Source organism: Aerosakkonema sp. BLCC-F183 (assembly GCF_041929145.1).
Classification (GTDB): Bacteria; Cyanobacteriota; Cyanobacteriia; order Cyanobacteriales; family Aerosakkonemataceae; genus Aerosakkonema.
The window spans coordinates 53863-66866 of the sequence record NZ_JBHFNU010000090.1 but is presented as its reverse complement, the minus strand read 5'-3'; the positions used below and the strand labels follow the sequence as shown (position 1 = coordinate 66866).

Here is a 13004-nt window from a genome sequence, read left to right as displayed (position 1 = left end):
ATCACGATAGGGATGGGAATGCGACGAAAAATTTGAGGGAAGAGGGGATTAGGATTCTATCAACATATACCGATGGGCAATCGGAATTTCAAGCTTGTGGAGAGCAAGTAAGTCTCGTTAGTAATTCTGCTAAAAAGCGTTGATCTGTGAAACAAGAATCCCCCGTTATAGTGTTAGCGAGAGCGGGGGAGTGTCAATTAGGTTTACCGACTTGGGAACGTCCTCCCAGCCTGGAGTATACTGTGGAGATTTTCCAGGCGGCTGAGCGATTTGGATTTCGACAATTGCTGATAGGAATGGGTTTTGATCACCACATTCTCGAAGCTTGGACTTTAGCTTCAGCTACGTTGGCGCTGACGACTCAGGCGGGGGCAATGGTAGCTGTGCGACCGGGGTTTTACTCGGCTCCCATTTTAGCAAAGATGGCAGCAACTCTCGATCGCATCAGTAACGGTCGTCTCTCCCTCAATATTGTGACGGGTGGACGACCGATCGAACAAGCGATGTACGGCGATTATTTGGATCGGGATGCGCGTTATCGTCGCACTCGCGAATTTATGCAAATTTGCCGTCAGTTGTGGTCGAGTACAAATGCTTTTGATTATGAAGGTGAATTCTACAAACTCAAGCAAACTCGATTAGAAAGTTTGCCCGTGCAACCGGGAGGGCCATTGTTTTATTTTGGCGGTGCGAGCGAGATGGCGCAACAGGTTGGGGCTGAATGGGCGGATGTATATTTGATGTGGGGGGAAACACTGCAACAAATAGGCGATCGCATCAGCAATATGCGACAATTAGTAGCAGCAAATCAGCGGGAAAATGCTGTCAGATATGGGTTGAGAATTAATATAATTGCGAGAGAGACAGAAGCTCAAGCAAAAGAAACTGCCCGCGAAATGCTCAAGTTTGTGCGTCCGGAAGTGTTGGAAAAAGCCCGCCGCCAGGAATTTCCAAATACCAAGCGAGAAAGTGTCGGTCAAAGTCGTCAGTGGGAATTGCGAGGTAGCGCTGATGAAGATTGGTATGTTGAACCTTTGTTGTGGGCTGGTGTTTCGGTGGTGAGAAGCGGTGCGGGAATGGCAATTGTTGGCAGTTACCAGCAAGTAGCAGATCGACTTTTGCAATATATCGAACTGGGAATTACAGTTTTTATTCTATCTGGTTATCCACATTTGGAAGAGTGCGAAAATGTAGGGCGAAATGTGTTGCCTTTGGTGCGGGAAGGTTATTTAAGTAAGAGGTAGAGTTAGCGCAGCGCGTCACAGCAGATTGCAATCGCTTGCGGTACACCCTTAATCTGCGTTAATCTGCGGTAAAAAAATAAATAATATTATTTCTGGTGGCATTGGTAGTATATGAGCGATACGAAAGATTATCTGTGGGTATTAGGGGTTAAATTTCTACCGCAGATGTAAGCAGATAAACGCAGATGAACGCAGATAAGAAAGGGATTTTTTAGGCGACCGATGCTATTGGACACGAGATCGCTGATATGCAATTCGTTATAATTCTGTTGGTATAAATCTAAAGAAAGATGGCTTAATCCATAGGTTTGATTTAAATGTATCTGCAAATACCTTCCCAAGACAGATTGGTTTGACCGAACGGAACGGTTAGTTTAGACCTGATAAGAAAAGATTGTCTCAATTCTAAATGAGGTCTAGCAATACCTATGTCTAATCAAACAAGACGCGATGCCAATAGTTCAGTTAATAGCAGCAACAATATTTCTGATGAAGCTGCTTATCGGGAAGGTTATCGAACTGGTAGAGATTCCGAACGCATCATGGCAGAAGACAGGTATATAGCTCGCGAAAATAATAGTGCAGCTACCGGTTTAACGATGGGTCTGGCTTTGGCTTTACTTGCTGGACTAGCCGGGGGTGCTTTCTACTACCTCAATCAGCGACAAGAGCCAAGCAGACAAACCGCTCCCGCTACGCAAATTGTGCCTGTCCCCGTTCCTAATAACAGTCAACCTCAAACTCCCAGTAGCAAAAAAGAAACTACTATTATTGAAAGAACGATCGATAAAACTAGGGATGTTGTTCCCGTTCCGCAGCAACCTTCAGCCGCTCCGTCTCGTCAAGAATCTTCTCCAGAGTCGTCTAATTCAGCACCGAATATTAATATCACCGTTCCTCCCGCTCAACAGCAACAAACTGAGAGTAAAAGTGCGCCTGCACAATCGGAAAGTAAGGCGGGAAGTCAAGAAAATTCTAACTCCGATCGCGCCGATCGCTAAGTTGAGTTGGCGCTCAATTTGCTAACACAAGCGAGGCTACACCTCAAAACCTAGAGCGCCAGTCCAGTAAAAGAGATTGACAAAAGAATTAAGGTGTGTATGCCTATATAAACCTCGGCTCCGGCGTTGCATTTGGATAAAAAAATTGTTGCCGATCGCGATCGATTGTCGCCCAAATGCGAGAGACCCTACACAAGACATATTTAGTTATATTTGTAAATTAATTCTACTGGACTGGCGCTCTAGCTCTCAGGTTGAAAACCTGGGAGCTAAAAATTTTGCCCCTCCCCGTAGACGGGGAGGGGCTGGGGGTGGGGTGCTACTGTCGCCGACTCACAATTGTAGTGTTGGGTTTCCTAGAGCGCCAGTCCAGTAAAAGAGGTTGACAAAACATGATAGATATGTATGCGGATAGAGACCTCGGCTCCGGCGTTGCATATGCCTGCCGGCAGGCTATCGCCTACGGACATAAAAATTGTTGCAGATGGCGATCGATTGTCGCCCAAATGCTTCGCCCCTACATAATACATATTTCGTTGTTTTTGTCAATTTATTCTAGTGGACTGGCGCTCTAGCGTCAACCCAACCTACGAAAACTAAAAATTTTGCCCCTCCCCGTAGACGGGGAGGGGATGGGGGTGGGGTTCTACTGTCGATCGCGCTGATGTACCCCCTAAAATATAAATTCCCCGAAGATAGGCTCGGGGACATTCGGTATAGGTCTTGGTCATATGCCTACATTCTAACTCATGGAGCTTGACACTTGTCACCCTTTCGGGTAATTTTTTTTTCTGTCACCTCAAATTGCTTGCAGAAGAGGGACGCATAGGACTGAGCAAATAAAGTCGGTTTCTATGCCAAATCCTGCTTTTAAAACCTGAAAACCGACGCAGAAACTGGATTTTTGGGCTTTGCTGCCTAAATCCCATAAAAAAGCTTGACAAAAGCGCATAATTATGCTATAGCTTTTTCCAAAGCTGCTGCTACTTTCAGAATTACAGCTTCTGCGGAGGGAGGGCCAATAATTTGCAAACCGATCGGTAAACTGTTTTGAGAGAAACCGCAAGGTACGGAAATGGCCGGAACGCCTGTAAAGCTGAAGGGTAATATGAAGCGGCGGCTGAATTGGAAAATTTTGCGATCGGCGGTGAGAAGTGGGGCGACTGTTGGGGTTGTCGGAACGAGCAAAGCATCAATTTGGGTGAAGATTTCCAGGAATTTGGCTGTTTGCGATCGCTTAATTTCTTGGGCTTTTTCGTAAGCAGATTGGGTGATTTTCATGCCTTTCTCAAGGTCTTTACGTACTTTTTCACCAAAGTTATCGGGATTGCCGATATAATGTTGCAATATTTGATAAAATTCATAGTCGCAAATCGTGTTGTAAATCTCGACATCAAATTCTTTTTCTAAGAAGGGAACTTCGATATTGACAATTTCGGCTTGCAGTTCTTTGAGGAGAGTTATTGAGCGATAAATTGCCTCGGCAACTTCTGGATCGACACCTCGAAAGGAATAGTTTTTGATTGTTGCTAAGCGCAAACCTTTCAATTGAGTTGCAGAGAGAGAAATTTTATCTGAGTTAGCGATCGCATTCCATAAAATTATCGCATCTTCGACACAATTCGCCATTGGCCCAACAGTATCGAAGCTGGGAACGCGAGGGAAAACCCCATTTAAATTAATCGATCCGTAGGTGGGTCGCAGTCCGACAATCCCCGACCAACTAGCAGGAATGCGAATCGAACCGCCAGTATCGGAACCAATTCCACCTAAGCAAAGATGTGCCGCGATCGCACTTGCTGTCCCGCTAGAAGAACCGCCGGGAGAATGATTTTGTTTCCAGGCATTATGGGTATCGCCAAAAAAGATGTTGCGACCGGAAACGTCGGCAGCTAATTCGCTTAAATTGGTTTTTCCTAATAAAATCGCTCCCGCCGATCGCAATTTATCTATAATAGTAGCGTTGCTGTCGGGGATGCGATCGCGAAATATTTTCGATCCTACAGTGGTTGCGATTCCAGATGTATCGATATTATCTTTAATGACAATAGGTATACCGTGCAGTTTGCCTCTGTCTTTACCTGCTTTTAATTCGGCATCCAGGATAGCAGCAGTTTGTAAAGCTTGGTTTTCGGTTACAGTAATAAAAGCGTTGAGGGTGGGATTTAAGGTTTCGATCCGATCGAGATAATGCTTAACTAAAGATGGGGAAGTCAGCAAATTGTTTCTGATGAGTTTGCCGACTTCCGTAATGGTTAAAGGTAAATTTACGTCTGCTGTTTTGGCAATGTTCATCTCAAATGTGGCAAGTATAGCGAGCGAAATTTTATGAAATTTACCGATTTGTGGATGGGTGCTAAATCGCTGTTCGATCGACCTTCTGCAAATATCCCTGTTGTGGAAGTTTCTCCAACTTGGCGGGTAGCGTGGGGTAAAGTGGATTCTATTACGGAGGATGTGGCGTGGCGAGACGATCGCATTGCCATTATCTTACCCAAAAATTCGCCGCTGTCTCCGACTTCTCGATTTGTGGTAATTGGCGATATTTGGTTGAGTAATCGATTAGAATTATGGCAGCGATTGGGTATCGATCCGGCAAATTGGCAGGGAAACGATCGCGAACTGGTAGAAAAACTCTGGGAACGCTGGGGTGTGGAATGTCTCACCTTGTTGGTGGGGATGTTTGGGTTGGTAATTTGGGATCGAGAACAAAAAAAATTGTGGTTCGGACGCGATACTACTGGCGCACGCACTCTCTATTATACTAGCGCAGGTTCGACTCGTTGGATTGCTCCTCAATTGCGAAGTTTAGCAAGTTATCGATCGAATGATTTAGATTTAGTTGCGTTGCGAGATTATCTGTGTTGTGCTTTTGTACCGGGAGAAAGAACGCTTTGGCAACAAGTCCGAGAATTGCGTCCGGGAACAGTTGTAGAATTACCAGATGAAAAAATCCATTCTTATTGGCAATTAACCGAACAAATTACTGCCAGCGAACAAAATTTAGTATGGCATGGTAACCGACTTCGCACACTTTTAAACCAAGTTGTGCAAGAATATTTACCGCCAGACGAACCTGTGGGAGTTTTCTTATCCGGCGGATTGGATTCGAGTGCTGTTACTGCTTTGGCGCGTCAATTCCATACCCATCCAGTTCACACATTTTCGATTCATTTTGGTGCGGAATGTCCGAACGAGTTGGAATTTTCCGGTTTAGTTGCAGAACATTGCCAAACGCAACATCATATTTTGGCAATTACTTTCCGCGATATGTGGGAAAAGTTGCCAGAAACGATGGCGTATTTAGATGATCCTATCGGCGATCCGCTGACTGTTCCCAATTTATTAATCGGACGATTGGCGCGAGAGTTTGTGCGAGTAACTTTGAATGGGGAAGGCGGCGACCCTTGTTTTGGGGGGCCAAAAAATCAGCCGATGTTGATTAATAGTTTGTACGGTTCTGTGACCGATCGAGATTCGCTTCAGGCGTATCTGATTGCGTTTCAAAAATGTGCAACGGATTTACCGCAACTTTTCAAACCGGAAATTTTGCAAGCGGTAGAAACAGCAGCTTGGGTATTTTCTGAGGATTTGAATTCGGCTGCTAGTTATCTGAATCGGTTAATGGCGTTGAATATTAAGTTTAAGGGTGCAGACCAGATTTTAACTAAGGTGAATAATTTAACGCAAGCGGCGGGATTGCAAGGTCGATCGCCGTTATTCGATCGCCGCGTGGTTGACTTGAGTATGCAAATTCCGCCGGAGTATAAGCTTTCGGGTGTGGAGGAAAAAGCGGTGTTAAAACAAGCGGTTCTTGATTTGCTTCCGGATAAAATTCTCTATCGTCCTAAAAGTGGGATGATGGTGCCGGTGCAATTGGGATTTCGCAAGTATTGGCAACGAGAAGCGCGGGATTTGTTGCTGAGTAAAAAAGCTGCGATCGCGCCTTATCTCAACCAATCTGTTATCGAAAACTGGTTGAATTATAAAGGCGATACGTGGAGTCGCTACGGTGTGAAGTTGTGGTTATTGGTAAGTTTAGAAATTTGGTTGCAAGTAAACGGGGGAAATGGCGATCGATGACCGAACAATTAATAAAAATTGTAGGTTGGGTTGGGTTGAGCGCTCGATGACTGAATTAATCAAAATTGTAGGTTGGGTTGAGCGATAGCGAAACCCAACAATTAAGAATTTAAAAGTCAAAAGAAAAGTTTATTTTGACTTTTGACATTTCCTACGTCGGTGTTGGGTTTCGTTACCTCAACCCAACCTACTTTTTTTTAGAATTGGGTCGGTGTTGGGTTTCGTTACCTCAACCCAACCTACTTTTTTTTAGAATTGGGTCGGTGTTGGGTTTCGTTACCTCAACCCAACCTACTTTTTTTTAGAATTGGGTCGGCGTTGGGTTTCGTTACCTCAACCCAACCTACCTTTTTTTGCGATCGGTATTAGAAAAATTAACCAAAACTTTCGGAGACGTAAATAGAACTATCCGAATCACCGACGAGAATCAAACTGCTATCATCGCTACCTAAATTGCGACTGCCAGAAATGCCTCGATTTAACACTTGAATCAATCGTTGCGGCGTGAAAGATTCCAATTCCACAAAGTTACCTGCTTCTAACCATTCTAACTCTTCTTTTGATAGTTGTTGACGAATTTCGGCGGTTAATTGTTTGGCATCTTGCGCTGATTCTGGTGTATTGAGGATAAACATTTCCCGCGTCGATGGAATAATCTGACGCGGGAGTAAGCCAACATCAAAAATTACAATATCGCTATCTTGAAACCAATTCGGACTGTTACGGAGGCGATGGACTAAGCCAATTCCTCGCGGACTGCAATCGTGGAAAGCAAAAACTTTTAAGTCGCGATTTCGCTGTAACATTTGCATTGCGATCGCAAATATGTTTTGCGGATATCCAGTGATGCTGAGAATGGCACAGTTATTTTCAAAGTGAAAGTTGTTGGCAATCAATAGTTGTGCAATAACAGCACTATCGCAGACAACTAAGCGATCGAAACTGTAAGCAGTTACATCAGGACTAATTGCAACAACGGTATTTTCCTCGCGGGGAGATGGCAGCATTTTGATGATGTTGCCGTTGATTTGTTGCCAGCGATCTAACCAACTTTGTAACTGAGTTTTTTGCAATGTGAAAACTTGGTAAGTGCCAATACGAGTCATTTGGCGATTACCGAAGTAAATTTGTAACATTCCTATGATGACAGCGATCGCAAACAAAGGGAAAAAGTTAAATGCCAGACTAAAGAAAATGCCGAATACTAGATTAATTACCCCAATAATCCGCAATGCTTTAGCGCTTTTTTGGCGATTTTTGTAATTGTATGTGGCTACTTGGCTGTTGTTAATACCCCCCATTATGACGAGAATGTTTAAAATTACGATCGGCAGCAAACCGAATGATAAATTATTAGAAATACCGATGAGCAAACTACCAAAAAATAATCCCGAAACTAATATTAAAACTATGTATATAAATATACAACCCAACGTGGATGATAAAATTTTACCTTTGAATCGGCGGTCTAAAAAGTAGAGAAGCTGTTTGGGTGTAAAAAACAGGGTATTGTTAGCAGAAATATCTGCGATCGCCTTCGCAAAAAAGGAGTCAGTGATTTTAATAATTCCCATGCTAGTTGGTTCAAAAGCAAAGGGATGATTGCAACTTTTACACCGTCCGGAATTGGCAGTGCGATCTTTGAGAGTATTATCGGTTCCGCATTGAGTACATTTCATAATTTGTTATCCTCCTAATTGTTTAACCAAAATTATCGACGCTATATACATATTCTGTATCGGCATCGCTTAGAAATAGATGATCGCCACTAGCAGCATTTTGACTCATCGCAATTCCTTTATGCAAAATCTTCAGAATTTTGTCAGGAGTGAAAGATTCTAATTCGACAAATTTTCCCGCTTGTAACCAGCGCACTTCTTTGTCTGTTAAAGTTTGCCAAACTACCGGGGATAGCTGTTTAGCCAGCACAACATTAGCTTGAGAAATTCGCACATCTACTTTGAAACGCGACAAAAACTGACGGGGTAATAATCCCACATCAATAATTGGTAATGTTTGATTGCCAAACCAATCAGAACTGGTGCGAATAGTGCGAACTAAACCAATCCCTTGAGGACTCGCATCGTGGAGGATATAAACTTTTAGTTCTGAGTTACGGCGTAGCATTTGCAAGACAGTACTAAAAATGCTTTGCGGATACCCATTTGCGCTTAAAACCGCACAGTTATTTTCAAAGTGGAAGTTATTGGCGATCAGAAGTTGCGCGATCGCATCTTTTTCGCAAATCACAACTCGGTCAAAACTGTATGCAGTAATTTCCCTATTTATCGTGCTTGTGTTGTTTTCTACTTGCGGTTTTGGCAGTAACTTTTCGATTGGTTGATTGACTTTTTGCCAAGTATCAATCCACTCTTGAAGTTGTTCTGGCGTTACCGTTCCGCCTGCACCAGGGTTCACCACTTGCGCGACTGCACCAGAAATTCCATAAGCTACCATACCAAAAATAGCAGCTAGGAAGAAAGGATAATCTATATCTTTTAAAAATCCCCCACCAAAAGCAATCGCAAAAGCAATTAGCGAAGTAATCAAAGGGAAAAAGAAGTTATCGTCTTCGAGGTCAGCAATTTTTACTTTTTTGACTCGCCTATCTAAAATGTAAAGCAACTGCCTAAAGGTAAAAAATAAAGTGCCGTTGGCGGAAATATCGGCGATCGCATCCGCAAAAAACCGATCGGTGATTTTAACCCCACTCATATTGGCGGGTTCAAAGGCAAAGGGATGCTGACACTGCTTACAGAGTCCCCGATTCTGCGTGCGATCGCGCAAGCTATTATTAGTTCCGCAAGCAATACATTTCATATTACCTATTCCCTCACATCAAAAACTTGATTCGTCAACAAAACGCTGTAATCTTCTCGCTTGCGAATTAACCGATGCTTATCATTTTCTAGCAGCACTTCTGCCGGTTTGGGACGATGTAAAAAATGGGAAGACATAGCAAAACCATAAGCACCCACATCTAAAATTGCTAGGATATCTCCCATTTCTAAAGCAGGTAACAGACAATTTTTCCCCAAATAATCTCGCGAATAAGTCGTATTACCGCAAACATCGGTAACAAATTTTTGTCTTTCTTTCTCCCCTCCCTGTAGTACGGGTCGGGGTCGGGGGTGGGGTGATTTCTCTGCGTTATCCTGACAACTCACAATTTCTCGATATCCCCCATGTACCGAAGGAACGGAAAGATTGGCGACAGTTGTATCAACACCAACGATTTGTTTTTCCCCTTGCCATTTCACAGAAACCACTTCAGCAAGTAGGGTCGCACATCCCGCGATCGCAGATCGTCCCGGTTCGATGACTAAATCGATTTTCCGTTCCAAATTACTCAGGCGTTCCGTTAATTCCGCACCAAACAATTCCCAGTCAAAAGCTGCGCCACCATGACGATAAGGATAACCGAAACCGCCGCCAAAATCTAGATATTCCCAATCGGGTAATTGCTGTGCAATAGAAATAACATCATCGATCACCTGAGTAAATGCTTTGGTCGCATTCGTTCCCGTTCCGCGATAAAAATGCAACCCACCAAGTTTCAATCCCGCATTTCTGGCGATCGCAACAGCAGCTTCTAATTCAGCCGGACGAACTCCGATGCGACTTTCTCCAGTTAATTCGGGTTCGTTTAAACGCAATCCCAATCGCAGCGTGGAAGATGATAGCAATTTTTGCATATATATATAGATGTCGCCGCACAATTGCAACTGTGCGAGACTATCTAAATTCAGCGTTCTGATTCCCCAGTGCAGAACTTGTTCCATCTCAAAGCGATTCAAATTACTGCCACTATAAACAATGCGATCGGCAGAAAATCCCGCTTGAAGTCCCAAATAAATATCGCCGGGAGTATTGGCGTGCAATCCCCACCCCAATTCCCGAAAAATTTGCAGCAATGCGATATTGCCATTGGTCACGCTAGCAAAGCGAAACTGAGTGCGAGGATAGGGAATTGCTTGAGTAATATGCTGAATAGTTTGACGCAAATAATCGCCTTGATAAACATAAAGCGGCGAACCGTAAGTCCTCAATAACTCGTGTGCTAATTCAAGAGAAAAAGGAGGATTGGCAATTGGCGATCGATTGTGGGAAATAGAAAATTCTTCCCTCTTTCCCCCCGCATTTCCCCCCGCATTTCCCCCCTCCCCGTGGGACGGGGAGGGGTTGGGGGTAGGGTTTCTCATTACTTCTAATTTTTCCATCGCTTGCTATACCTCCATAACCAATTTGGCAACCAAAACGGATGATCCCAAGATTTATCGTTTGCTGCTTCGCCTAAAACTTGCGATCGCCATAATTGCCAAATAATCAACAACCAGAGAATTTCCCCCATTCGGCGTCCGGTAATTGCACCTCCCAGCTTACCTTCGACAATTTTTTCTGCCAAATATGGATAAAAGCGGTTTTCTTGGCGAAGTCTACCTGGGTTGAGCCAAGTACCCATTTGCGGCCATAATTCATTTAAGCACCAAGAGGTTAAGGGAACTCCCATACCGCGTTTTTGTCGCCACACAATTTCTGGGGGTAACCAATTTTCTACCGCTTTTTTGAGGATGTATTTCTCGCAAGCACCCTTGAGGCAAAGTTCTCCCGAAAGTCGAAATGTCCATTCTGCTAAAGGTAAGTCGCAAAAAGGCGATCGCACTTTCAATCCATTAGCAAAACCTAAATTTGTGGCACGCGGATGAATATTTTGCGCTCCTTTCAACATTAATGTGGCGCGGCGCAGGCGATTTAATAAAGAAGTGTAAAAAACTGGATTGAGAGCGTCTTTCAACCAATCTTCCGGCTGCAAATGTTGAATTTGCGCGTACAATTCTGGCTGATAAATTTGCTCCTCATATCCCCAAAGACGATGAAATGTCCGCAGATATTGCTGCACGAATGTTTGTTCCCCATCGGGATGTTCGGTTTCGTAAATTCCAGCGGCAATTAATGGTTTATTCGTCCATCCCGCAAATAGTTGATCGCCTCCTTCACCGTTGAAAATAATCTGAGTTTCTTGACTTGCGGCTTGGGATAACAGAAATAAAGGTACGGTTACCCCATCTGCAAACGGTAAATCTAATGCTTTTACCGTGGGAATTAGTGCTTTTTGAATTTGTCGCGGTTTGGCATCTACTTTTACTAAAGGAATTTTCAAATATTCAGCAACTTGTTCGGCGTAAGGATATTCTGGAATCCCCGCCGCACCAAAATTTAGGGTATAGGCGCGAACCTTTACTCCGGCTTGAACGAGTAACGCGGCGACAACTGAAGAATCTAAACCTCCCGAAAGAAATACACCAACCGGTTCATCGTTTAAGTCAGTAATTTGGCGGTCAATGGCATCTTTTAGGAGGGTTTGCAGTTGTGCGATCGCTTTTTCTTCATCCTTTATTTCTGGCGAAGCTTCTCGCCACTCGTGTAATTTTCTTGTGCCAGTTTGCCAAATAATTTTTGATTCACTTTTGCTCGACCAAATTATCTCCGTACCAGCCGGAACTGCTAACACCTCATTCACCGGCGTTAGGGGTGTGGGAACGTAAGAAAAACAGCTATACCCATACAATCCCGGAATGCTTACCTGTCGCGTTTCCAATAAAGGTAAAAGTAATTCCAATCGCGAAGCAAACCAGATAATTTGCCCAATTTTTGTCCAAAATAACGGCACTCGTCCGAAAGGTTCTCGTCCTAAAATTAGGTGATTTTCTTCTATCTTTACCCAAGCATCAGGTAAGGTCGAACCGTCATATTGTTTGTAAGTAAATAAGCCAGATGCGGAAATTCCACAGCCGCTAAACGAATTACCTATTTCATCATTACGCAACCTAGAATATAATTCTGGCTTGGCGCTATTTGACAAATCGAAAACATCGGAAATCAAATCGTATTCCGTTTGTTCCGTGTTATAAATTCTCAAATTTTGCAGAGATATTTGGCTGGAAATTTCCTCGAAAACTCTGGTTAGTAACTCCTCCAATTCCGATTGCTTACCGTAACCCCAGAATCCTAAAAATTGATAACTTTGTACGATGCCTTTCATACCGATTATTTTACTTCAAAAGAAGCATCGCTAATAGGACGACCTGACAGAGACATTTGCACCTTCCAAGTTCCCGTTGGTGCAGCCGTTCCCAGTTGATTGCGGCAATAAGTATTCCAAACAGATTTATCAATTTGGCGAGTTTGATAGCGGTTTTGTTTCACCACTTGACCGCTGGGAGAAATCCAATCGCAAGCAAGGGATAATTTTTGGCCGATCGGTGCATCTTTCAAAGTCACGCGATAGAAAACTTCGGGGTTACTTTGGCGGTTAATTGTTGCGAAATTGCCGCCGTTATCTTGTGCGAAAGTGATGCGGTCTTGTTGTGCAGAAACGCGAGCGATCGCCTGTTGATTTTGCTGTATAAAAAATCCCGTAGATGCGATCGCCACAATCGCCGCCGCTGCTACTCCACCATATATCCAGCGATTTCGTTGCTGCTGTGCTGACAAAGCTTCCCGCCGCCGCAACTGAATTATCGCTTCATCCAGCAACTCTGGCGGCAGATTCAATTCTCTTAAAATCTCCTGCACTTGTTCTGAAGAAAGTTCCTCTGACTGACGTTGAGAAAGTCTTTCCACTTCCGCCACTATTTTTGCCAATTCTGCTTGACTTAATCGGTTTTCCATAGAT

General features: G+C 43.7%; 9 protein-coding genes. 3 read left to right on the top strand and 6 right to left on the bottom strand.

All coding sequences use genetic code 11. From position 1 onward, the window contains the following. Positions 1-146 precede the first annotated feature (146 nt). A complete protein-coding gene (locus ACE1CD_RS27650) occupies positions 147-1244 on the top strand; it encodes an LLM class flavin-dependent oxidoreductase (protein ID WP_374796163.1) in 1098 nt (365 codons plus the stop codon). A gap of 428 nt (positions 1245-1672) precedes the next feature. Then, positions 1673-2245, top strand: a complete 573-nt coding sequence (locus ACE1CD_RS27645; protein ID WP_374826892.1) for a hypothetical protein — start codon at positions 1673-1675, stop codon at positions 2243-2245. Between the two features lie 954 nt (positions 2246-3199). Here ACE1CD_RS27645 and ACE1CD_RS27640 read toward each other — a convergent pair. Next, positions 3200-4540 (bottom strand): amidase, encoded by a 1341-nt coding sequence (locus tag ACE1CD_RS27640; protein WP_374826891.1) that lies wholly within the window; start codon positions 4538-4540, stop codon positions 3200-3202. 33 nt (positions 4541-4573) lie between these two features. Between ACE1CD_RS27640 and ACE1CD_RS27635 the strand changes: the two genes are divergently transcribed. Then, positions 4574-6328, top strand: a complete 1755-nt coding sequence (locus tag ACE1CD_RS27635) for an asparagine synthetase B family protein (RefSeq protein ID WP_374826890.1) — start codon at positions 4574-4576, stop codon at positions 6326-6328. Positions 6329-6702: 374 nt separating this feature from the next. On the opposite strand, the gene ACE1CD_RS27630 is transcribed toward ACE1CD_RS27635, so the two are convergent. From ACE1CD_RS27630 to ACE1CD_RS27610, 5 genes are read right to left on the bottom strand one after another with little or no spacing between them, the layout of a single operon-like run. Beyond that, positions 6703-8007, bottom strand: a complete 1305-nt coding sequence (locus tag ACE1CD_RS27630; RefSeq protein ID WP_374796168.1) for a hypothetical protein — start codon at positions 8005-8007, stop codon at positions 6703-6705. A 22-nt stretch (positions 8008-8029) separates the two neighbouring features. Beyond that, complete coding sequence (locus ACE1CD_RS27625; RefSeq protein WP_374796169.1) at positions 8030-9148, bottom strand: hypothetical protein; 1119 nt, start codon at positions 9146-9148, stop codon at positions 8030-8032. Between the two features lie 5 nt (positions 9149-9153). Further along, positions 9154-10548: a diaminopimelate decarboxylase family protein gene (locus ACE1CD_RS27620; RefSeq protein ID WP_374826889.1), complete on the bottom strand. Its 1395-nt coding sequence runs from the start codon at positions 10546-10548 to the stop codon at positions 9154-9156. After that, positions 10536-12371: an asparagine synthetase B family protein gene (locus ACE1CD_RS27615; RefSeq protein ID WP_374826888.1), complete on the bottom strand. Its 1836-nt coding sequence runs from the start codon at positions 12369-12371 to the stop codon at positions 10536-10538. Before ACE1CD_RS27615 ends, ACE1CD_RS27620 begins: the two co-directional genes overlap by 13 nt. A gap of 5 nt (positions 12372-12376) precedes the next feature. Then, entirely contained in the window at positions 12377-13000 is a 624-nt protein-coding gene (locus tag ACE1CD_RS27610; protein ID WP_374826887.1) for a DUF3859 domain-containing protein, read from the bottom strand. Between the last annotated feature and the right edge of the window lie 4 nt (positions 13001-13004).